Origin of the sequence: Bacteroides sp. PHL 2737 (assembly GCF_004115325.2) — a bacterium.
In the GTDB taxonomy this organism is placed as follows: domain Bacteria; phylum Bacteroidota; class Bacteroidia; order Bacteroidales; family Bacteroidaceae; genus Bacteroides; species Bacteroides hominis.
Genome location: NZ_CP040630.1, coordinates 1,183,749 through 1,208,064, shown reverse-complemented (window position 1 = coordinate 1,208,064; position 24,316 = coordinate 1,183,749). Strand labels below are relative to the sequence as shown.

At 45.4% G+C, this 24,316-nt stretch carries 19 protein-coding genes; 15 read left to right on the top strand and 4 right to left on the bottom strand.

Annotated features, from left to right (window positions below; genetic code table 11):
- Positions 1-99: 99 nt before the first annotated feature.
- The 5 genes from DBK98_RS05150 (at position 100) to lpxA (ending at position 10,131) form a co-directional block, all read left to right on the top strand.
- On the top strand, positions 100-3,207 hold the full coding sequence (locus DBK98_RS05150) for a glycoside hydrolase family 2 TIM barrel-domain containing protein (protein WP_005812290.1): 3,108 nt from the start codon (positions 100-102) through the stop codon (positions 3,205-3,207).
- A 340-nt stretch (positions 3,208-3,547) separates the two neighbouring features.
- Positions 3,548-4,708, top strand: coding sequence for an efflux RND transporter periplasmic adaptor subunit (locus DBK98_RS05145; RefSeq protein ID WP_005812297.1), 1,161 nt, complete (start codon positions 3,548-3,550; stop codon positions 4,706-4,708).
- A 21-nt stretch (positions 4,709-4,729) separates the two neighbouring features.
- Entirely contained in the window at positions 4,730-7,933 is a 3,204-nt protein-coding gene (locus tag DBK98_RS05140) for an efflux RND transporter permease subunit (protein WP_005779563.1), read from the top strand.
- 16 nt (positions 7,934-7,949) lie between these two features.
- Entirely contained in the window at positions 7,950-9,341 is a 1,392-nt protein-coding gene (locus DBK98_RS05135) for an efflux transporter outer membrane subunit (RefSeq protein ID WP_005779564.1), read from the top strand.
- A gap of 19 nt (positions 9,342-9,360) precedes the next feature.
- On the top strand, positions 9,361-10,131 hold the full coding sequence (gene lpxA / locus DBK98_RS05130; RefSeq protein WP_032536488.1) for an acyl-ACP--UDP-N-acetylglucosamine O-acyltransferase: 771 nt from the start codon (positions 9,361-9,363) through the stop codon (positions 10,129-10,131).
- A gap of 97 nt (positions 10,132-10,228) precedes the next feature.
- On the opposite strand, the gene DBK98_RS05125 is transcribed toward lpxA, so the two are convergent.
- Entirely contained in the window at positions 10,229-10,870 is a 642-nt protein-coding gene (locus DBK98_RS05125) for a carbohydrate-binding family 9-like protein (protein ID WP_005779568.1), read from the bottom strand.
- A gap of 230 nt (positions 10,871-11,100) precedes the next feature.
- Between DBK98_RS05125 and DBK98_RS05120 the strand changes: the two genes are divergently transcribed.
- Entirely contained in the window at positions 11,101-12,321 is a 1,221-nt protein-coding gene (locus tag DBK98_RS05120; RefSeq protein ID WP_005779570.1) for a hypothetical protein, read from the top strand.
- A 6-nt stretch (positions 12,322-12,327) separates the two neighbouring features.
- A complete protein-coding gene (locus DBK98_RS05115) occupies positions 12,328-13,263 on the top strand; it encodes a tRNA-dihydrouridine synthase family protein (protein WP_005812306.1) in 936 nt (311 codons plus the stop codon).
- 299 nt (positions 13,264-13,562) lie between these two features.
- Here the strand turns inward: DBK98_RS05115 and DBK98_RS05110 are convergent, their stop codons facing one another.
- Both DBK98_RS05110 and DBK98_RS05105 read right to left on the bottom strand, forming a co-directional pair.
- Positions 13,563-14,123, bottom strand: a complete 561-nt coding sequence (locus tag DBK98_RS05110) for a DUF4348 domain-containing protein (RefSeq protein WP_005812309.1) — start codon at positions 14,121-14,123, stop codon at positions 13,563-13,565.
- Between the two features lie 93 nt (positions 14,124-14,216).
- Positions 14,217-15,485 (bottom strand): DUF2851 family protein, encoded by a 1,269-nt coding sequence (locus DBK98_RS05105; protein ID WP_032536489.1) that lies wholly within the window; start codon positions 15,483-15,485, stop codon positions 14,217-14,219.
- A 95-nt stretch (positions 15,486-15,580) separates the two neighbouring features.
- Between DBK98_RS05105 and dapB the strand changes: the two genes are divergently transcribed.
- From dapB to uxuA, 6 genes are all read left to right on the top strand, one after another.
- Complete coding sequence (dapB, locus tag DBK98_RS05100; RefSeq protein ID WP_032536490.1) at positions 15,581-16,309, top strand: 4-hydroxy-tetrahydrodipicolinate reductase; 729 nt, start codon at positions 15,581-15,583, stop codon at positions 16,307-16,309.
- A 4-nt stretch (positions 16,310-16,313) separates the two neighbouring features.
- Entirely contained in the window at positions 16,314-17,798 is a 1,485-nt protein-coding gene (locus DBK98_RS05095; protein ID WP_005779578.1) for a S26 family signal peptidase, read from the top strand.
- A 6-nt stretch (positions 17,799-17,804) separates the two neighbouring features.
- Entirely contained in the window at positions 17,805-18,740 is a 936-nt protein-coding gene (lepB, locus tag DBK98_RS05090) for a signal peptidase I (protein WP_005779579.1), read from the top strand.
- Between the two features lie 62 nt (positions 18,741-18,802).
- Entirely contained in the window at positions 18,803-19,447 is a 645-nt protein-coding gene (locus DBK98_RS05085; RefSeq protein WP_005779580.1) for a WbqC family protein, read from the top strand.
- A gap of 129 nt (positions 19,448-19,576) precedes the next feature.
- Positions 19,577-20,389 carry an SDR family oxidoreductase gene (locus DBK98_RS05080; protein ID WP_005779582.1) on the top strand — a complete coding sequence of 271 codons (813 nt, stop codon included), beginning with the start codon at positions 19,577-19,579 and terminating at the stop codon, positions 20,387-20,389.
- Positions 20,390-20,473: 84 nt separating this feature from the next.
- Positions 20,474-21,679, top strand: a complete 1,206-nt coding sequence (gene uxuA, locus DBK98_RS05075; protein ID WP_005812313.1) for a mannonate dehydratase — start codon at positions 20,474-20,476, stop codon at positions 21,677-21,679.
- A gap of 134 nt (positions 21,680-21,813) precedes the next feature.
- On the opposite strand, the gene DBK98_RS05070 is transcribed toward uxuA, so the two are convergent.
- On the bottom strand, positions 21,814-22,344 hold the full coding sequence (locus DBK98_RS05070; RefSeq protein ID WP_005779586.1) for a GNAT family N-acetyltransferase: 531 nt from the start codon (positions 22,342-22,344) through the stop codon (positions 21,814-21,816).
- Between the two features lie 110 nt (positions 22,345-22,454).
- On the opposite strand from DBK98_RS05070, the gene DBK98_RS05065 reads away from it, so the two are divergent.
- Both DBK98_RS05065 and DBK98_RS05060 read left to right on the top strand, forming a co-directional pair.
- Positions 22,455-23,612 (top strand): DUF5009 domain-containing protein, encoded by a 1,158-nt coding sequence (locus DBK98_RS05065; RefSeq protein ID WP_022011656.1) that lies wholly within the window; start codon positions 22,455-22,457, stop codon positions 23,610-23,612.
- A gap of 165 nt (positions 23,613-23,777) precedes the next feature.
- The gene (locus tag DBK98_RS05060) at positions 23,778-24,152 is read left to right on the top strand and encodes a hypothetical protein (protein WP_032536491.1); all 375 of its coding nucleotides are present in this window, start codon (positions 23,778-23,780) and stop codon (positions 24,150-24,152) included.
- Positions 24,153-24,316: the final 164 nt, after the last annotated feature.

Below are 24,316 nucleotides of genomic sequence, written 5' to 3'. Positions count from 1 at the left end.
ATGCTATACTTTACACTAATTTATTCAAAAAGAGTCTGCTTGACAAGACAAAAAACGTATCTTTGACCAACAATTTACAAACCTAATAAGATTAACCCCATGAAAAGACAACTGCTGACTTGCTGCCTGGCGATATGTAGCCTCGCAACCATGGCTCAACATGACGAATGGAAAAACCCCGAAATTAATGCGGTAAACCGTGCACCGATGCACACCAATTACTTTGCTTACTCTTCAAGTGAAGAAGCAGCGAAAGCTGACAAAGAAAACTCAAGTAACTTTTTAACCCTGAACGGAATCTGGAACTTCAACTGGGTGAAAGATGCCGATGCACGTCCGACCGACTTCTACCGGACTGACTATAACGACAAAGGATGGGGACAAATGAAAGTTCCCGGTGTATGGGAAATGAACGGTTACGGTGATCCTATTTATGTGAATGTAGGTTATGCCTGGAGAAACCAATACAAAAACAATCCGCCTTTTGTACCCATAGAAAACAATCATGTAGGTTCATACCGGAAAGAGATCATCATCCCTGCCGAATGGTCAGGAAAAGAGATATTCGCTCACTTCGGCTCGGTAACCTCAAATATGTATTTATGGGTCAACGGTAAATATGTAGGCTATAGCGAGGACAGTAAGCTGGAAGCCGAATTTAACCTGACCAATTACCTGAAACCCGGTAAAAACCTGATCGCTTTCCAAGTATTCCGCTGGTGTGATGGAACATATCTGGAGGATCAGGACTTTTTCCGCTACTCCGGAGTAGGACGTGACTGCTACCTATACAGCCGCAATAAGAAATATATTCAGGACATTCGTGTAACGCCTGATTTGGACGCCAATTATACAAACGGTACACTGGATATAGCACTCAACCTAAACGGAAGCGGAACGGTAGAACTGAATCTGGCAGACCCGACAGGGAAAAACGTAGCCACAGCCCAAGTTAGCGGAAACGGTAAAAAGTCTGTTGGCATGAACGTAGACAATCCCGCAAAATGGACCGCAGAAACACCCAATTTATACACATTGACTGCAACATTGAAAAGTGGTAACAATACCACCTTGGAAGTGATCCCGGTCAAAATAGGTTTCCGCAAAATAGAACTGAAAGGCGGACAAATCCTGGTAAACGGTCAGCCGGTGCTTTTCAAAGGCGCCGACCGTCATGAAATAGATCCGGACGGCGGATATGTTGTTTCACGTGAGCGCATGCTGCAAGACATCTTACGAATGAAACAGCTGAACATCAATGCCGTGCGTACCTGTCACTATCCGGACGACAATCTGTGGTACGACCTTTGTGACCAATACGGCATTTACGTAGTGGCGGAAGCCAATGTAGAATCACACGGAATGGGATATGGCAAAGAGACACTTGCCAAAAATCCATCTTATAAAAAAGCACATCTGGAACGTAACCAACGCAACGTACAAAGAGGGTATAACCATCCTTCCATCATCTTCTGGTCTTTAGGGAACGAAGCCGGATACGGTCCGAACTTCGAACAATGCTACACATGGATCAAGAATGAAGACAAAACGCGTGCCGTACAATACGAACAGGCAGGCACCAATCAGTTCACAGACATTTTCTGCCCGATGTATTACGATTATGATGCCTGCAAGAAATATTGTGAAGGCAACATAGACAAACCCCTGATTCAGTGCGAATATGCCCACGCCATGGGTAACTCACAGGGTGGTTTCAAAGAATATTGGGATCTGATACGTAAATATCCGAAATACCAGGGCGGATTCATCTGGGACTTTGTTGACCAAGCCAACCACTGGAAGAATAAAGACGGTGTAGATATTTACGGATACGGCGGCGATTTCAATAAATATGACGCTTCGGACAATAACTTTAATAATAACGGTTTGATCAGTCCCGACCGCCGTCCGAATCCGCATGCCCATGAAGTAGGATATTTCTATCAGTCCATCTGGACCACTCCCGCAGACCTTGCCAAAGGAGAAATAAAAGTATATAATGAAAACTTCTTCCGCGACTTGTCTGCATACTATATGGAGTGGCAATTACTGGCAGACGGCGAAGTAATGCAAGCCGGAGTGATTCAGGACCTGAACGTGGCTCCACAACAAACAGCTACCCTTAAACTGAATCTGAATACGGAAAATATCTGCCCATGCAAAGAACTGCTACTCAACGTAGCTTACAAACTGAAATCCGCCGAAACATTGATGCCGGCAGGAAGTACAGTGGCATATGACCAGTTGACCATCCGTCCGTACAAAGCCCAAACTCCGGAATTAAAGAACCGGAAGGCATCTAACATTGCCGTTCATGTACCGGTTATCAAAGATAACGATCATAACTACCTGATTGTAGAAGGTGAAAACTTCATTATTGAATTCAATAAACACAATGGCTATCTTTCTCGCTACGAAGCAGACGGCATACAGTTATTGAATCAGGGAGCCCAACTGACTCCCAACTTCTGGCGTGCTCCTACCGACAACGACTATGGGGCAGGATTGCAGCACCGGTATGCCGTATGGAAAAATCCGGGACTGAAGTTAACTTCTCTGAAACAGAATATTGAAAACGAGCAGGCGGTTATTCAGGCAGAATATGACATGAAAGCCGTAAAGGGTAAATTGTTCCTGACTTACGTCATCAACAATGAAGGCGCCATCAAAGTAACTCAAAAGATGGAAGCCGGCAAAGAAGAGAAAGTTTCTGATATGTTCCGCTTTGGCATGCAAATGCAAATGCCCGAGAACTTTAATGAAGTAGAATATTATGGCCGCGGTCCGATAGAAAATTACGCCGACCGTAATCACTCTACCATGCTTGGCAAATATCGCCAGACAGTTGCCGAACAATTCTATCCATATATCCGACCGCAGGAAACCGGAACCAAGACCGATTTACGTTGGTGGAGAGTATTGAACGTCAGCGGAAACGGCTTGCAGTTCGTAGGCGATACTCCTTTCTCTGCTTCTGCCCTGAACTACAGCATCGAATCTTTGGATGACGGAGCACAGAAAGACCAACGTCACTCTCCTGAAGTGCCGAAAGCTCCTTTCACCAATCTGTGCATTGACAAGGTGCAGATGGGATTAGGATGTGTCAACAGTTGGGGAACACTTCCGCTTGAAAAGTACCGCGTACCTTATCAGGATTATGAATTCAGTTTCATCCTGACACCTGTACGTCATAAAGTCAACATGTAAGGAATTAAAAAGAAGCTCCTCAAAGCAACAATCAAACAGTGATCCGGAGTGTTCCGGATCACTGTTTTTATATATACCTTCTCCCGCTCCACTTATGCAGTCTTTCCAACGAGAATGACAGATACCTTTTGACAGCTTTTTACGCAACACCTATATTAATTAGAGAAAAACATAGTTAAAAAACAGCTATTCAAAGAACATCAAGATGGAAAAAAGAGTACTTTTGCGCAGAAAACTGATTAAGTACATTCGGTTTTCTCTCCCTTATCATTGAAGAGTTAGCACGATAAATCACATTACCACAAAATGGACATCATTATAAATTGAATATAAAGAAGGTATGAAAAGTAAAATTGTTTTATTTGCATTTTGTTTAGCCCTCCTGTCGAGTTGCGGCAAAAAGGGATTTGACCTGAGCGGGGGAACCCCGGAATGCGCAGTGCAGGTGCTGCAACCCACTACAGTAAATCTGAAGAGTTCCTATCCGGCCACTATCAAAGGTAAACAAGACGTAGAAATCCGTCCGCAAGTATCGGGATTCATCACAAAAGTTTGCGTAGACGAAGGTTCTATGGTACGCAAAGGACAGATATTGTTCATCATCGACCCGGTACAATATGAAGCCGCTGTCCGTTCGGCCAAAGCAGCTGTAGCTACTGCAAAAGCCGGAGTGAACACACAAGAAATCACAGTGAACAACAAACGTGAATTGAATAAAAAGAATATTATCAGTGATTACGACCTGGCGATGGCAGAAAACTCTCTGGCATCTGCCAAAGCACAACTGGCTTCCGCACAGGCACAACTGATAAGTGCAGAACAAAATTTAACCTTCACCAATGTAAAAAGCCCTTCAGATGGTATTGTCAACACAATTCCTTATCGTCTGGGAAGCCTTGTCAGCCCTTCTATCCAAACTCCGCTGACCATCGTTTCGGACATTAACGAAATGTATGTCTACTCTTCACTGACTGAAAAAGATCTATTGGCACTGGTACGTAAAGACGGTTCTCAGATTTCAGCTGTAGAGTCTTATCCGGAGGTAGGGCTTGAACTATCGGACGGAACCACCTACGCCGATAAAGGTAAAATGTCCACCATTAGTGGTGTCATCAACCAAAATACCGGAGCAGTAAGTATTCGGGCCACTTTCCCTAACAAAGAACATTTGCTGAGAAGCGGTGGTATGGCCAACCTGATCGTACCCTATCATCTGGAAAATGCAATTGTTATTCCGCAAAAAGCTACAACGGAAATACAAGACAAGAAATTTGCTTTCGTATTGCAGCCGGACAATACTGTAAAGATGACTGAAATAAATGTTTTCAATGTGGATAACGGACACGATTACGTAGTGACTTCCGGCTTGAAAGCTGGTGAAAAAGTGGTCTTGGATAATGCCAGCACCCTGAAAGACGGACAGGCAATCAAACCAGTTACTCCGGAACAGGCTAAAGCCAACTTCCAACAAGCACTTGAAGAGAAAAAACAAGGAAAATAAAATCAGCATAGCAAGTTAAATATGAAACTAGATAGATTTATTAATCGTCCGGTACTATCTACGGTGATCTCCATCGTTATAGTAATCTTGGGTATTCTGGGCTTGATTTCGCTGCCTATTTCCCAATATCCGGATATTGCCCCACCTACGGTAAGCGTTTCGACCACTTATCAGGGTGCTAATGCACAAACGGTATTAAACAGTGTAGTCGCCCCGCTGGAGGAGCAAATCAACGGTGTGGAAAACATGATGTACATGAGTTCCACAGCAACCAATACCGGTGAAGCCCGTATTGACGTATACTTTAAACAAGGCACCGATCCGGATATGGCCGCGGTAAACGTTCAAAACCGCGTAGCCAAAGCACAAGGCCTGCTACCCGCCGAAGTAACCAAAGTAGGCGTCATCACTTCAAAACGACAGACCAGTATGTTGCTGGTATTCTCTTTATATAGTTCCGATGACAAATACGATAACGAATTTCTGGAAAATTATGCCAAGATCAATCTGGTGCCGGAAGTGCAGCGCGTACCGGGTGTAGGTGACGCCATGGTACTTGGTGCAGACTATTCAATGCGTATCTGGCTGAAACCGGATATCATGGCCCAATATCACCTGATGCCTACCGATGTTTCCGCAGCGTTGGCCGAACAAAACATTGAGGCTGCTCCGGGAGCATTCGGTGAAGAGGGTAACCAGACTTTTCAATATACTCTGAGATACAAGGGGCGCCTGCAAAGTCAAGAAGAATTTGAGAATATTGTAATCCGTGCTACTGAAGACGGACAGGTACTTCGACTGAAAGACATCGCCAGTGTAGAATTGGGACGTCTGACTTACGGATTTACCAATAAAGTGAACGGGCATCCGGCAGTAACCATCATCGTATTCCAGACAGCCGGTTCGAATGCGACAGCTATTATCAACGACATCCTCGCCTTACTGGATAAGTCAGCTTCTACCTTCCCACCGGGCGTCAAAGTAAATGTATCACAGAATGCCAATGACTTCTTGTTCGCCTCTATTCATGAGGTAGTCAAGACATTGATCGAGGCATTTATTCTTGTATTCATTGTGGTATACATTTTCCTGCAGGATCTACGCTCTACATTGATTCCTGCTATCGCCATCCCGGTTGCATTGATCGGTACGTTCTTTGTCTTATATCTGATTGGGTTCAGTATCAACCTTCTGACACTATGTGCCATGGTACTTGCCATAGCGATTGTGGTCGATGATGCGATCGTCGTCGTGGAAGGCGTCCATGCAAAACTTGACCAAGGCTATAAATCAGCCCGTCTGGCTTCCATCGACGCCATGAATGAATTGGGAGGTGCCATCGTTTCTATCACATTGGTAATGATGTCTGTATTTATTCCGGTAAGTTTCATGTCCGGTACTTCCGGTACATTCTATCGCCAGTTCGGTCTGACAATGGCTATCGCTATTGCACTTTCGGCCTTGAATGCTTTGACATTGAGTCCTGCACTGTGTGCCATCCTACTGAAACCACACGATCCGAACAAAAAAGAAAAAGTGACGCTTGCCAAACGTTTCCATGCTTCATTCAATGCGGCATACGATACGATTTTGAAAAAATATAAGAAAAGGGTACTATTCTTCATCCAGAAACCTTGGCTTACAATCAGTGCGGTAGTAGCCGGCTTTGCCCTGATGATTTTCCTGATGAATATCACCCCGACCGGTTTGGTTCCGAATGAAGATACAGGTACCATCATGGCTGTTGTCGACATGCCCCCGGGTAGTTCTAAAGAACGTACCGAAGCGGTGATGCAACAGGTAGACAGCCTGATAGCTTCAGAGTCGGCAATCGACAGCCGTACGATGATTGTAGGCTATAGCTTCATAGCAGGACAGGGACCCAGCTACGGTTCATTTATTTGTAAACTGAAAAACTGGGATGAGCGATCCATCAAAGAACGTTCAGACTTTGTTTCGGGCATGTTATACCTCAAAGCTCGTGAAGTGATTAAAGACGCCCGTGTACTGTTGTTCGCTCCACCGATGATTCCGGGTTATAGTGTGTCCAACGGTTTTGAGATGAACCTACAGGATAAAACGGGAGGTAGCCTTGACAAATTCTATGAGGTGGCTCAGGATTTCATCTCTAAATTGCAGGCCCGTCCCGAAATTCAATCAGCGCAAACATCGTTCAATCCGAACTTCCCGCAATACATGATAGACATCGACGCAGCTGCCTGTAAGAAAGCCGGACTATCACCTAACGATATTCTGACCACTTTGCAAGGCTACTACGGTGGTTTGTATTCTTCAAACTTCAACCGCTTCGGTAAAATGTATCGCGTAATGATTCAAGCGGAACCGAACAGTCGCACCAACCTCGAGTCGCTGAAGTCAATCAAGATACGCAATGGTAACGAAATGGCGCCTATCACTCAGTTTATGAATATTAAGCGCATCTACGGACCGGATAATATCAAGCGATTCAACATGTTTACCGCTATGACCATCAACGGTTCTCCCGCTGACGGCTATAGTTCCGGTCAAGCCATCCAGGCAATGCAGGAAGTAGCCGAACAGACTTTACCTACAGGATATGGCTATGAATTCTCGGGTATGACCCGCGAAGAACAAAGCTCCAGTGGCAGCTCCACAGCTATGATCTTCGTCCTTTGCTTCGTATTCGTTTATTTGTTGCTGAGTGCCCAGTACGAAAGTTATATTTTACCATTGGCTGTATTGCTTTCTATTCCTTTCGGTCTAGCAGGCAGCTTCATCTTTGCCCACCTGATGGGATTGGCCAATAATATCATCCCTATTTTGGGAGCAGCTACCAACAACATTTATATGCAGATTGCATTGATTATGTTGATAGGTTTGTTAGCAAAGAATGCGATCCTGATTGTCGAATTTGCCCTCGACCGTCGTAAGATGGGTATGAGCATCACCTGGGCTGCCGTATTGGGAGCAGGTGCACGTCTCCGTCCTATTCTGATGACCTCTTTAGCAATGGTAGTAGGTTTGATTCCGTTGATGCTTGCCATGGGAGTAGGTGCCAATGGTAACCGTGCTTTGGGTACAGCTGCGGTAGGCGGTATGTTTATCGGTATGATATGCCAGATATTTGTGGTTCCTGCTTTGTTCGTTCTCTTCCAGTATTTACAGGAGAAGGTGAAACCTATCGAATGGGAAGACATCGATAATACAGATGCAGAAACAGAAATTGAACAATACGCTAAATAGGAATAAAGAAAAGAATATGAAGAAACAAATTATAGGTATGTTGTGTGCAACTGCTCTCCTGAGCAGCTGCCACATCTATAAATCATATGACAGACCTAAGGATATAGAAGCTTCCGGGCTTTACCGGGATACAGTATCTGTTGCCGATACTTTGGTATCCGATACTGCCAACTTCGGAAATCTGCCTTGGAGAGAGGTCTTCACAGATCCTCAGTTACAAGCGTTAATCGAACAGGGACTGACTCACAATACTGACCTGCTGACTGCCGCACTGAAAGTGAAAGAGGCACAGGCATCGCTGATGTCAGCCCGCTTGGCTTATGCTCCTTCACTCGGATTGTCACCACAAGGAACCATCAGCAGTTTCGACAAACATGCGGCAACGAAAACTTATTCACTGCCTGCAACTGCCAGTTGGGAGATCGATTTGTTCGGCAAACTGCTGAATGCCAAACGGGGTGCACAAGTAGCATTGTTACAAACGAAAGCATATCGCCAAGCTGTACAGACCCAGATCATCTCGGGAATTGCCAATACATACTACACGTTATTAATGCTCGACCGTCAGCTCGACATCACCGAACAGACCGCCGACATCATGAAACGTAATGTTGAAACTATGCAAGCTATGAAGGATGCCGCTATGTTCAACACGACCTCTGCCGGAGTGGAACAAAGCAAAGCTGCCTATGCACAAGTATTGGCCTCTATCCCAGCCATTCAGCAGAGTATCCGCGAAACCGAAAATGCCATGTCTATGCTGCTGGCACAGGCGCCGCAGACTATTCAACGGGGAGTCCTTGAAGAACAGCAATTGCCGGAAGAGTTTTCAGTAGGTGTTCCTTTGCAGCTACTTTCTAACCGTCCGGACGTAAAAGCAGCCGAAATGGCTCTGGCCAGCACTTATTACAATGCAAACTCAGCCCGTGCCGCCTTCTATCCGCAGATCACAATCAGTGGGTCAGCCGGATGGACCAACAGTGCCGGTAGCGCCATTGTCAACCCGGGTAAACTGCTGGCATCCGTACTTGGTTCACTTACTCAGCCGCTGTTCTACCGGGGTGCAAACATCGCCCGTCTGAAGATAGCCAAGGCACAACAGGAAGAAGCTAAACTGGCCTTCCAACAGAGTATACTGAATGCAGGAAGTGAAGTAAGCAATGCACTGTACCAGTATCAGAGTGCTTCCGAAAAAACAGCTTCCCGCAAAATGCAAGTGGAATCATCAGAGAAAGCATCTGAATATACAAAAGAATTGTTTAAATTAGGGACGTCTACTTATCTGGAAGTATTGTCGGCCGAACAATCTTTGCTCAGTGCCCGTTTATCTCAGGTAAACGATACTTTCGACCGGATGCAGGCTGTAGTAAGCCTTTATCAGGCATTAGGCGGCGGAAGAGAAGATTAACTTTAAATACAATACAATTATGATTAGTCCATTAGCATCGATAGCCCCCGGGGCAAAAATCGGTAAAAATGTCACCATTCAACCGTTCGCTTACATTGAAGATAATGTCGAAATAGGGGACGACTGCATCATTATGTCTTATGCCAGCATACTGAATGGTACGCAGCTGGGAAAAGGTAACAAAGTGCATCAACACGCCGTACTCGGAGCGGAGCCACAGGATTTCCATTACAAAGGAGAAGAAAGTTCACTGATCATCGGTGATAACAATCATATCCGCGAGAATGTAGTCATCAGCCGGGCCACTTTCGGCGGAAACGCCACAAAGATCGGCAACGGCAACTTCCTGATGGACAAGATTCATGTCTGTCATGACGTACAAATCGGTGACAATTGCGTAGCCGGTATCGGTACTACAATTGCCGGAGAATGTACCTTGGACGATTGCGTGATCCTGAGTGGAAACGTCACACTCCATCAATATTGTCATGTAGGACAATGGACGTTGATTCAGAGCGGTTGCCGCATATCAAAAGACGTACCTCCTTATGTTATTATGGCCGGAAATCCGGTAGAATATCACGGAGTAAACGCTGTAGTATTGCAACAACATAAAAATACGAGCGAAAGGGTCTTGCGACATATTGCCAATGCTTACCGTTTGATCTATCAGGGCAATTTCAGCCTGCAGGATGCAGTACAAAAAATTGTAGACCAGGTTCCCATGAGCGAAGAGATAGAAAATATCGTTGCATTCGTCAAGGAGTCAAAACGTGGAATCGTAAAATAGGCACAATCATCTGCCGATAAAGAAAAGGTGTAGTCATCCTGGGATGGCTACACCTTTCTTTTATTATTTTCCATGCTTTTACACGGGCAGGTTCATTCTATTCAAACTCCAAGGTACCGAAGAAATCGGGACGATGGAAATCCGGTTTCTCTATTTTAATCGGATTCCATGAAAGGAAATGCGGGGTCTGCAATTCGTCTCCACATTTGTAGAAGTTCGCAGTAATCGTTTTTCCGTCCAGAGAAGTAATATTGTGTTTAAAGAATGCTGTATATGGAATGATCAGCGCCACTTCCCAGTTACACTCTTCAATGCGTTCATTGAACGGCTGGCGTCCCAGGCTGGCCCAACGCTTTACCTGATCCATCACTTCCTGAGAGGCACGCTCCCGGTCGTTACGTTCTGCTCCGGCACCTATAAGAATCGTCCCGATACAGTTGCATTCGATGTTATAATAAATACCGTCACCGGCAGGCACAGAAAAGAACTCCACGCAAGAGTCCGTCCACACAGACCCGTTGTCCTCTCCGTACTTAGCCCTCACACTGGCCTCTTTCACATTAAAGTGCAACAAAACAGCATCATCGCTATGGGCTATACGGAACTCCACTTTCGGACGATAAGGATAAGCTTCCCAATTCACATTATCAATAGTCTGGAAACCGATCTTTTCTTTATCCAGTAATTCGGGAAGTGCATCGACCTCCACATTAGCAATACTGATCTTTTTTACTTTCATGGTCTATTCTATTTTTATCTTGCAAAAATATATACTTTATTCCAGTATTTCATTCTCCATCCGGTGCTATTTTACAACCTTTTCCGAAAACGTTTACTTTCGGGTATCCTTTTTCATGGTCAGTCAGATGATTTCCTTACCTTTGCAGCGTGAAACAACCATCTTACGTTGATTTAAGATAATAACTTCAACGGGTAAATCCCCATTGTATCTAACAAATAACACAAAAAATGAAGAAGCATCTAATTTTATCTGCCTGCCTGATGATGGCAGTAAGCAGTTTTGCTCAAAAGAAAGACTTTAGTTATAAGTTTTACGGACAGATTCGCACAGACCTTTATTACAACAGCCGTGCTAACGAAGAGACAGTAGACGGATTGTTTTACATGTATCCCAAAGACGAAGTACTCGATGAAAACGGCAAGGACCTGAACGCAACTGCCAACGGTAGCTTTTATACCTTATATACCCGCCTGGGAATAGACGTAGCCGGCCCTAAATTGGGACGTGCCATGACTTCTGCCAAAGTAGAAGTGGACTTCCGCGGCTCAGGAACTTCCTACTCCACCATCCGCTTACGCCATGCCTACCTGAACCTGGATTGGGGACGTTCAGCTCTCTTACTCGGCCAAACCTGGCATCCGCTGTTCGGTGATGTATCACCACAAATACTGAATCTTTCGGTGGGTGCACCTTTCCAGCCATTCAGCCGTGCCCCTCAAATTCGCTATCGCTATACACATAAGGGATTCCAACTGACAGGAGCCGCAGTCTGGCAATCGCAGTATTTATCGCAAGGCATTGCGGGCAAGAGCCAGGCTTATATAAAGAACAGCTGTGTCCCCGAATTCTATCTGGGACTCGATTATAAAGCCAACGGATGGATAGCCGGAGCAGGCATAGAACTTCTCTCCCTAAAACCCCGTACAGAGTCAAAAATAGATGATAAAGTTTATAAAGTGAACGAACGCATCACCACTTTATCTTATGAAGGACATGTAAAATACAGCAATAAAGACTGGTTTGTAGGGGCCAAAACCGTATTGGGCTCTAATCTGACACAAACTTCGATGCTCGGTGGATTCGGAATCAAATCGATCGATAAGCAGACCGGAGAACAGAAATATACACCGATCCGGGTATCCAGTTCATGGCTGAACGTTGTATACGGACAAAAATGGAAACCGGGTATCTTCCTGGGATATGTCAAGAATCTGGGGACAAGTGATGCTTTAGCATCCGGTCAACTGTACGGAACAGGAACCAATGTAGACCAGGTAGTAACTGCCGGAGCCGAACTGACATACAACGTCAATCACTGGAAGTTTGGAGTGGAATATACCTATACTTCCGCTGCTTACGGTTCACTGAATCTTAAAAACGGCAAAATCATCGATACACATTCCATCGGTAACAACCGTATCGTAGGTGTAGCCATGTTTATGTTTTAAAAACAGATGAATAATACATTACCTATCCACTTCGCTCCGCTTCAGGGATATACCGAGGCAGCCTATCGTAATGCCCATGCCGCCGTTTTCGGCGGCATAGATGTCTATCATACTCCTTTTGTACGAGTAGACCGGGGAGAGTTCCGCCACAAAGACGTTCGGGACATTCTACCCGAAAACAACCGGGTGGCCCGCCTTATCCCGCAACTCATAGCCTCCGAAGCGGATAAAACAGAGCGTATGATCGCCCTCTTCATCGAACAGGGCTATCGGGAGATAGACATCAATCTCGGCTGTCCTTTCCCGATGTTGGCAAAACGACAATGCGGGTCCGGCATGCTGCCTTATCCCGACAAGGTGGAGGCATTGCTAAAACAAACGGAACAATTTCCCGACATACGCTTTTCGGTAAAGATGCGTCTGGGATGGGAAAAACCGGATGAATGCCTGTCACTGATACCGTTGCTTAACGCTGCTCCCCTGACCGAAATCACCCTCCATCCCCGGTTGGGCATCCAGCAATACAAAGGTGAGGTAGACATGGAGGGATTTACCTCTTTCTACGAAGCATGCAGACATCCCGTAGTCTATAATGGGGATATCCTGACCATAGCGGACATCCACCGCATTACCGACAAGTTCCCAAGCCTTGCCGGAGTGATGATCGGACGCGGATTACTGACAAACCCTGCATTAGGCTGGGAGTACAAAGAAGGCAGAAAGCTTTCTCCCGAAGAGTGGCATGAAAAGCTTAAGGCACTGCACACAGCCGTTTTCCTTCATTATGAAGAGCAGATACAAGGTGGCGAAGCGCAACTGGTAACCAAGATGAAAACATTCTGGGAATATCTGGCTCCACAGATCGACCGGAAAAGTTGGAAAGCTATCCATAAAAGCACTACGCTCACCAAATACAACATTGCCGTCCGTTCGGCATTCTGACAGAAAGTTCATCCGGACAATGCGTAGTTTGGCATCCGTTTCATTATCGCTGATAGTCAGCAAATTATATTTACCTGTATTTTCCTTTCGATGTAAAAGCATTTACCCCGGCATGTAAAGGCTTTTACGTCGGCATGTAAAGCCATTTACCTCGGTACGTAAAACGATTTACTCCGGTACGTAAAATCTTGACCAGTACACGGCGATGTTAGTCGACTTGCATATCTTGGAGCAGTAACCTATCTTTTCTTTAAAAGAGAGGGAGCCCTTGAGTGATCCTCCCCCTGATATCAGATTCTCTATGGATGCAATTCTTTAAAAGTCTGATTCTCTTCTTTCACCTGCTTCACAGTTTCATTCAGGTCGTCAATCGGCAGATCGTATCCATACCACCCGGTATAGCAATCGGTTACATACCATTTACCATCAATCAAGTCGAATATCACACGTAAGTCAACTTCCGACTCCTCATACCCGGCTTCAAACTCTTTATGGGTAGGTTCGTTCACCGTAAATTTAGAAACATAGATTCCTCCTTCCTCCTGGGTAATGCGTTCCTCTTTTAGAGTCTCGCCATCCAGCAACGGCCATTTCTCTTGTGTAAAGGGGAAGGTTTTCTCGCTATTTCCATCGTCCGTCATCAGAGTGATGGGAGTTTTTAACGGAAACTTCACACGGGTATACTGGAAAGAAGCACTTGAGGTGAACTTCTTCAGAAACGTCTGGAAAGGTTCATCAGCCGTTTCCGCAGTAGCGGCACTCTCTGCCTTCGCTTTCGAAGTATTTCCACAGGAAATAAAGCAAATGCCTCCCATCAGGGTAAGCATAAACAGACAAAGCACAAATCTTTTCACTTTCATAATGAATGGGTTATTAAGACGGGGAATCCCACCCCGCATTTTCAGCGGGCAAAGATAATATATCTTCCTAATATCCAATCGGGAAGGACAGAATTATTTATGTTTCAGGTATTCATATCCGAAGCGGCAATAAAGACATTTCTTCTTGTCGCAATATTCCTTCTGTAACTGTAACAACGCCTGACTGTCCGCTGCTGTCCGGACAGGAATTCCGGCTTCGCTCCACATGCGGGTGACGTAGTTGTTTTCAGCTTTCAACTCTTCAAGCAATGAAGCTGCGCGTTCACACAACCTTTCGTCTGCCTTATGCAAACCGTAAGCATACAGAAAAGGTATGACCGTATTGATAATGATCAGTTCCCTTGCACCGGAACCGATGCTTTTCTCCTTCCGGGGAGAGGTCCTGCCAAACATGAAGTGCTCCTCCCAATAAGCAGAAGTATGGCCGGAAAAGATCGACTTTAACTCTTTCAGGGTTTGCGCTTCCATGACACGTGAAAACAGGGAACGCTCTTTGTAATATAGGGAAGCCAGTTGTGCCAGCCTCACATGTGGAAAATTGCCGGGACGAAGACGGAGAAAACGCCACAAAGAAGCATTCATCACCGGTGGAAGTTCAAACTTATGTTGCAGATAACGGAATTCCTTCTGCATCCAACTGAAATAATCGTCAACAGGTTCTCCCTCCAGCAAACCGGCCTGTCCAAAGAAGAAAGCTTCCACTTGTGTCAGGTCGTCACGATGCTTATCAATGGAGCGGAACGGAAGCAGATTCGCCCAGGATTCAAAAGCATCTCCATTCAGTCCGAAACCAAAATTACGTGCCAGCGTGATGAAAAAGGCGTCCTCCCAATGTTGGTTGCAGCGCTGAAGCCGCCGGGATATGGTCTGGTTCTTCTGATCGAAACGCTCGGTCTGTAAAGCTGTCAGCCAGGAATGAACCGTTAGTTTGGAAAGAGTTTCCAAGATCGAATAGCAAGGTGGATGTACGTCTGCCCGGCAAAGCTCGTCATAATGTTCCTTCACCCGGCGGGGACAAGCCAACCGGAGTTGCGGGACAGGTTCACCATTGGTGCGGTATATCTCACAATCTATTTCCGTGGCAATGTGTAAAATCACTGAGTCATAGGCTATATCATGATCATGCCCGTGACGGAACCAATCGGAAGAGACTGCATGTATTTCGACATTACCTACCCAAAGCGTACCGTCAATCTTTAGTTTGGCATTAAAAAAATCGGGGCCTGCATTAGGATTCGGCAGTCCCGTATCAATCACTTCAACAGGCAGCCCGGTGGTTGTTTGCAGTTCATGAAGAGGAAAGATTTTGTGTTTCCACACATAGTGTAGGAGGTGTTCCATTGTTAACAAGACGTTAATGTGCTCGACAAATGTAATAAAAATCCTATCTTTGCGACTAATATTTTGGATATAAAGTCTATAAAGTCAGTAAAACAATGAAAATAGCATTAATAGGTTACGGAAAAATGGGCAGGGAAATCGAAAAAGTAGCCCTCAGTCGCGGACACGAAATTGTCAGCATTATCGACATCAATAATCAGGATGATTTCGAATCCGAAGCGTTTAAATCGGCAGATGTGGCTATTGAGTTCACTAATCCCATGGTAGCCTACAGCAATTATATGAGAGCTTTCAAAGTAGGTGTAAAGTTAGTTTCGGGCAGTACCGGATGGATGGCAGAGCACGGCGATGAAGTAAAGGAACTATGCAGCAAAGGTGGAAAAACCCTGTTCTGGTCATCCAATTTCAGCCTGGGCGTAGCCATCTTCTCGGCAGTCAATAAGTATCTGGCTAAAATAATGAACCAGTTCCCGGCATATGACGTGACCATGAGTGAAACCCACCACGTGCACAAGCTCGATGCACCAAGCGGAACGGCCATCACGCTGGCAGAAGGTATTCTTGAAAACATGGAACGTAAAAACGTTTGGGTAAAAGAGGAAGCACACTCAGCGAACGAGTTGCCGATTCACTCCATCCGTGAAGGCGAAGTATTCGGTATCCACACCATCCGTTACGATTCGGAGGCGGACAGTATCTCCATCACCCACGATGCCAAAAACCGGGGAGGTTTTGCTTTGGGTGCGGTACTTGCCGCAGAATACACAGCAACCCATGAAGGCTATCTGGGTATGAGCGATTTATTCCCATTCTTAAAAGACTAACATCATGAGAAAAGCAACACGTACTCAATGGATAAAGTGTTCCATTGCCATTCTTCTTTATCTGATCTTCCTGATCTGGGTGAAAAGCTGGTGGGGACTGATTGTGGTTCCTTTCATTTTCGATGTTTACATTACCAAGAAAATCCCCTGGTCATTCTGGAAGAAGTCAAAGAACCCGACTGTCCGAAGCGTAATGAGTTGGGTAGATGCCATCGTTTTCGCTTTGGTGGCAGTATATTTCGTGAACATCTATATCTTTCAGAATTATCAGATCCCATCCTCCTCGCTGGAAAAATCATTGCTGGTGGGAGACTTCCTGTATGTAAGCAAGATGAGCTATGGTCCCCGTGTACCGAATACTCCGCTATCGATGCCATTGGCACAGCATACACTGCCGATACTGAACACCAAGTCGTACATTGAGTGGCCTCAGTGGAAATACAAACGTGTGCCCGGGTTCGGTAAAGTAAAACTGAACGATATTGTAGTGTTTAACTTCCCTGCAGGAGACACTGTTGCGCTGAACTTTCCGGATGCCGACTTTTATACACTGGCATACAACATCGGGAAGCAGATTTATCCGAATCCGATCAATATGGACAGTCTGACCCGGGAACAACAGAAAACAGTATACGATTTATATTACAATGCCGGACGAAAAGAAATAATGTCCAATCCCCAACGGTACGGCAAGGTTGTCACCCGTCCGGTGGACCGCCGGGAGAATTACGTAAAACGTTGTGTAGGGCTGCCGGGCGATACACTCCAAATTATCAACGGTCAGGTGATGATTGACGGGAAGGCAATAGAAAACCCTGAGAACCTGCAATTCAACTACTTTGTGCAAACTACGGGTCCGTATATCACAGAAGAGATGTTCCGCGAACTGGGGATCAGTAAAGCCGACCAGGGATTAACTCCCGAAGGAGCAGGTTATGAAGAAGGGTTGGTTGAGTTAGGAATGGATGGACGAAACGCCCAAGGCAGGCTGAATCCTGTATATCACCTTCCGCTCACAAAAAAAATGTATGATACTCTGTCCGCCAACAAAAAGTTGATCAGCAAAATCGTGATAGAGCCGGAAGATTATGCCGGAGACATGTATCCTCTGAATTTATATACTCACTGGAACCGCAGCAATTACGGCCCTATCTGGATTCCGGCAAAGGGAGCCACTATCACGCTGACTCCGGATAATCTGCCTATCTACGAACGTTGCATCACTGCCTACGAAGGCAATAAACTGGAACAGAAAGAAGACGGAATCTACATTAACGGTGTGAAGACAGACCAGTATACTTTCCAGCTGGATTATTACTGGATGATGGGTGATAACCGGCATAATTCGGCTGATTCCCGTTATTGGGGATTCGTACCCGAAGACCACGTAGTAGGTAAACCGATCGTCGTATGGCTGTCATTGGATAAAGACCGTGGCTGGTTTGACGGTAAAATCCGCTGGAACCGCATCTTTAAGTGGGTAGACTAAGTAGTAATGAGAAAGGGATTTAAATGGATTATAGCATTTGCCGGAGCAATAGTTATCGTATTATTGCTCCGCGGCTTTGCTTTTACCTCATGCCTGATACCTTCATCGGGCATGGAGAACTCCCTTTTCCAAGGCGAACGTATTCTGGTCAATAAGTGGAGCTACGGACTTCGGGTACCTTATATGTCACTGTTCTCCTACCACCGCTGGAATCCAAGGCGCATTGATAAAGACGACATCGTCGTATTCAATAATCCCGCGGCTATCAAAGAACCGGTCATCGACCGGAGAGAAATCTATATCAGCCGGTGTATCGGTGTACCGGGAGATACTTTGCTTATCGATTCACTATTCAATGTAGTAGACCGCAACACACAACTCGGACCGGACCGGAAACAACTCTACACTTATCCACAGACCAAGGAACAGCAGTTAGACTCACTACTTTCTATTCTTTCCATCGGCTCCAACGAACTGATGGGGCAGCATGAAGGCAAGAATGTACGAAGCTTCAGCCGTTACGAATATTATCTGCTTGAACAGGCGATGAACGGAAAAAGCTGGATACAACCTCTGAGCCAAAGCCGGCAGGAAGAAACTAAACCGCTCATCATCCCGGGCAAAGGAAAGGCCGTCAGAGTTTATCCGTGGAACAGGACCCTGTTGCGGAATACGCTGGTGTTGCATGAAGGCAAACAAGCGGAAATCCGGAACGATACGCTCTACATCGAAGGTCGCCCTTCACAGCATTGCTATTTTACTAAAGATTATTACTGGATGGCTTCCAATAACTCGGTAAATCTCTCCGATTCCCGCTTGTTCGGCTTTGTGCCGCAAGATCATGTCATTGGGAAAGCTTCGCGAATCTGGTTCTCAAAGAAAGACCATACGGGAATCTTCAACGGATACCGCTGGAACCGATTCTTCCAACCGGTGAAGTAGTCAGTCCCACAAACCACAAATTATATATCAGCAACCAAGTAATCATAAAGTATCAACCACCCATGAAAGTCGCTTATCTCTCTTCTGCCTACCTGGCACCCATAGAATATTATAGTAAACTGTTGAATTACGATAAAATATTCATCGAGCAGCACGATCATTACATGAAACAGACTTACCGGAACCGCTGTACTATTGCAGGTCCGGAGGGAGAACTGGCACTTTCTGTTCCTACCGTAAAACCGGAAAACCCGAAATGTCCGATGAAGGATATCCGGATTTCCGACCATGGCAACTGGAGGCACCTGCACTGGAATGCAATGGAGTCGGCCTATAACAGCACCCCTTTTTTTGAATATTATAAAGACGATTTTCGCCCTTTCTATGAAAAGAAATATGAATTCCTCACAGATTTCAATGAAGAATTGTGCCGGCTTGTATGCAAGCTGATAGATATACAACCTGATACGGAACGAACCACCGAATATAAAACGGACTTCGCCCCGAACGAAATAGACTTCCGGGAAGCCATCCATCCCAAAAAGAATTTCCGCCAAGCCGATCCGGAGTTTATTCCCCAACCTTATTATCAGGTTTTCGAAACCCGTCACGGGTTCCTGCCCAACCTGAGTATCATCGACCTCTTATTCAATATGGGACCGGAAAGTTTGTTAATACTGCAACAAACAATAGCCAATCCCCGATAAAAGGAGTCGAGCAGAAATTAATTTCCTTCCTTTTTTGAACCGTTCCATCAACTTTATAACTATATTTGCATGCTGCGTGTGCGATAACGGAGCTATAGAACAAGAAGTTTAAACTTAAAATATAATAGTATGGCAAACTTATTTAGTGTAAAGGATAAGGTAGTGGTCATTACCGGTGGAACAGGAGTATTGGGAAAAACAATTGCAGTCCATCTGGCAGAAGAAGGTGCCAAGGTCGTTATCCTCGGACGTAAAGCCGAAGTGGGCAACGAGATAGTAAAAACAATATGCGCCAAAGGGGGCGAAGCTCTGTTCCTGGCAACCAATGTACTCGACCGGAACATCCTTGAACAGAACCTGGCAGATATATTGAAAGCTTATGGGCGGGTAGACGCATTGCTCAATGCGGCAGGCGGCAATATGCCGGGAGCTACGATTGCACCGGCAAGTGACATCTTCGATCTGAAAATAGATGAATTTCAGAAGGTAGTGGATCTTAATCTGACCGGTACCGTATTGCCGACACAAGTATTTCTAAAACCGATGACAGAGCAGAAAAGCGGAGCTATTGTCAATTTCTCCTCAATGGCAGCTTTCCGTCCTTTGACACGTGTGGCCGGTTATTCGGCTTCCAAAGCAGGCATTTCCAACTTTACCGCATTTATGGCCACAGAAATTGCCAAAAAGTTTGGTGAAGGAATCCGTATAAATGCCATTGCCCCCGGTTTCTTCCTGACAGAGCAGAACCGCACTTTACTAACCAATCCGGACGGAACATATACTCAACGGGGACAGGATGTCATCCGCCAAACCCCATTCGGACGTATGGGACGCGCTGAAGAGTTATGCGGCACAATACAATACCTGATCAGCGACGCAGCAAGCTTCGTAACGGGCACTGTGGCCATAGTGGACGGCGGATTCAATGCTTTTGCAATGTAAAGAGGCCTCTCCCATGCATCTTCCCTCCCCAGAGATAAAACGAACAGAATGATTAAACCTACTTTCAAAAGTAAAAAATGACTTATGAATCAACCTTATATCACTTCATCAAAGAGTAAACTCTTTCTTTCCGAACAAACCTGGCGCTGGTATGGACCGGATGATCCTGTCAGCCTTTGGGACATTAAACAAGCCGGAGCTACGGGAATTGTCAACGCTCTCCACCACATCCCTAATGGCGAAGTATGGACTGTAGAAGAAATTATGAAACGAAAGGAACTGATCGAATCCGTCGGTCTGCGATGGTCGGTAGTAGAAAGTGTCCCGGTACACGAGCACATCAAAACCCAGACAGGCGATTACAGAAAATACATCGAAAACTACAAAGAGAGCTTACGTAACCTCGGTAAATGTGGCATTCATATCGTTACCTACAATTTTATGCCCGTACTCGACTGGACTCGCACCGATCTTGCCTATACCCTACCCGATGGCTCCAAAGCACTTCGTTTTGAACGTGCCGCTTTTATCGCTTTCGATCTTTTCTTACTGAAACGACCGGGTGCAGAGAACGACTATACCGATGAAGAAAAAGCCAAAGCAAAAATTCGTTTCGAACAGATGGACGCAACGGAAAAACAACTCCTTGTCCGTAATATGATTGCCGGACTTCCCGGTTCGGAAGAGAGTTTCACACTGGAGCAGTTTCAACAGGAACTGAATCGTTACAAAGGTATCGACGCGGATAAGCTACGTGCCCACTTAATCTACTTCCTGAAAGAAGTGACTGCGGTAGCAGACGAGGCCGGTGTAAAGCTGGTGATTCATCCGGATGACCCACCCTGCCCCATTCTGGGTTTACCGCGTATCATGAGTTGTGCGGCCGATTTTCAGGCACTGATCGATGCTGTGCCTAATGAATCGAACGGGCTTTGTCTCTGTACCGGATCACTTGGAGTAAGCAGTGCCAACGACTTGGAAGGTATGATGAAACAATTCGGCGATCGTATCAATTTTGTCCACTTCCGAAGCACTCAGCGAGATTCCGAAGGAAATTTCTACGAAGCCAACCACCTGGAAGGAGACGTAGATATGTACCGGGTCATGAAAGCTTTCCTTGAATTACAACAGAGAAGAAAAGTATCTATCCCCATGCGTCCGGATCATGGACACCAAATGGTGGACGATTTAAAGAAGAAAACAAATCCGGGATACTCCTGCATTGGACGCCTGCGCGGACTTGCCGAGCTAAGAGGACTGGAAATGGGAATTGCAAAATCAATCTTTTAAAAACACGAAAAGGCAGTAAAAGACCTTTTCACCCACCGCTGCCTCCACAGATTAACACAGAAATTAAGACCGAGACCTACTCGATCTCTGTTTTTCTGTGGAGCCAGCGATAGTTTTGACACATTTATAAGGCCTCATCCTATCTGCTGCCTATACACTTCCTCTTTAATTCTTTCCACCTGTTCAGACAGTCGGGGAGAATCTTCATTTCCCATAATCCAAAGTGGACAGGCGTTCTCCATAGCATGATAAGAAGGCTGTACATAGGTTTTATCGAGCACCTTGTATCCGTTACGCCGATAATAGTTCACGCGCCGGGTAGTCATTTCATCTTCCGTAGGCTCTACTTCCAGCAGGCGCAGTCCTTTCAGGTGTCCGGCCACATAATCAAGCACCTGCTGCCCTATCTTTTTATTCCGCATTTCCGGGAATACAGCCAGGTGTTCCAAATAGTAGAAGTCACCCATATCCCAGTATACAAACATTCCACTCAACTCTCCATCACATTCAATAGCATTGAAATACATGGGGGTATGGTTCTCAATCATTCGTTTCAACTGCCCGATTTTTCTTCTCTCACTTTCGGGAAAAGACTCCTCGTACAAAGGAATCAAACGGTTCAGACGTGAATCGTCAGCACTCGTAATACGGCTTAATGTCATCATAATTTTTTAGGTTTTCAGGCAAAGATAAGCGGAATAAGCCGGAAGACAGCAGACTTTAAACATTTTTACGCTATCTTTGTGAGCATAACCCCTGATTAATTTAACACATTATGAAAACCTCCTCCCCCCAACGAGTCGCTGCGGTCGATGTATTCCGTGCACTCACCATGTTCCTTATGCTTTTTGTGAATGATATTCCCGGACTCAGAAACATCCCCCATTGGCTTGGACACGCAGCAATGACAGAAGACATGTTGGGCTTCTCCGATACTATTTTCCCAGCTTTCCTGTTCTGCATGGGCATGTCTATTTCGTTTGCGGTACAAAACCGATACCAAAAGGGCGATTCACCGCTCCAAGTGATTATGCATATTTTCTGGCGAACCGTGGCACTGGTTGTTATGGGACTTTTCTCTGTAAACAGCGGAGGAGTGGCAGGACTCTCCCATCCCTGGTTCTCTATCATTATGGTGATTGGCTTCTTCCTGATCTGGGGAGTATACCCTAAACCGATAACCACCCGAAAAAAATATCTCTATACGGGAATGAAGACAGCAGGTATTTTACTGTTGACTTTCCTGATCCTCTACAAAGGATTTCATGGAGCACCTTTCCAGCAGAAATGGTGGGGAATTCTGGGCCTTATTGGCTGGACCTATGTAATCTGTGCCTCTGTATATTTATTTACCCGGGAAAGCCTGGTACGCAACCTTTTCGTCTGGGTACTGTTTATCGCCCTGGCATTGCTGAATCATGCAGACGTCCTGCCGCTTCCATTCATACCAAGTGATATGACATTACACGCATTCGGAATATCGGGCATGCTAACTTCACTATTGATGCAGAAATATGCCAGCCCCGAACGCCCCGGAAAGTTTATAGGGATATTATGCGGTCTGGGCCTCCTTATGCTGGCAGCCGGCTTTGCCTCACATCCTTTCTGGATTATCTCAAAGATACAAGCCACTCCAAGCTGGTTCTTCTTCTGTACGGCAGCTTTCTTCCCGTCATTCGGCTTCTTCTATTGGCTGACTGACATAAAAGGCAAAACCGGCTGGTTCGATATTATCAAACCGGCAGGAACCGCAACCCTTACCTGCTATATCATTCCATATATCTGGTATGCAATGCAACAACTACTTGGATTACACTACCCCACCGCATTGGGCAGCGGCATACCGGGATTAATGAAATCGGCCATATTCTCACTGATTATTGTCGGTATCACAGGATTACTGGTCAAAGCTAAGATTAAACTAAAAGTATAAATCAAACTCCGCAGACTGAACCATCCAAGGTGACTAATGGCCCCACTGTCGGTCAGCTCCTTTGGACGGTTCAATCTTCTATTATTAAAAATGATTAATAACCCGAGAAAAAGCAAAGCCACCCGAAGTAAAGATCCGTATTAATCCATACATTTGCCGCCAATTATGGCAGCATACATCAAACTATTAATGCTATGCCTGTTATTTTTGGTATTCGGTATCCAGAAAAGCAGTGCTCTACAACCCGCCAATAACGGGGTGACAGTCACTACTGCCGTAAAAAGCCATACTCACAACATACCTTCTTTTGATAACTCAGGACATGACCTATTCGACTTTAATCAAGGGATACTGGTCAAAAAGGCTGTTTCGGATTCGGCCAACCCGTATAAACAAAGCAATAACCTCCATCCGGCTGCCAAGACGGACTCTCAGAAATTAATAACATTCAAAGAATACACTTCTTTTTATACTCTTCATAACAGAGTTAAGCCTGCACCAAAATACTATGTATTTGCGCTCAGGCATATTCTTATTTAGCACTTTCTGTACTACGGGTGTCTATGCGATTCGGCATAGCCCTGATTATGATGTTTTTTTAGTTTATATATTCCAAGGTCAGAGAGTGCATCGTAAAGATTTATATAAGTATTAATTGTGTGTCTAATAGTAATGTCAATCCTCAGATGCACCCTCTTCCTTTT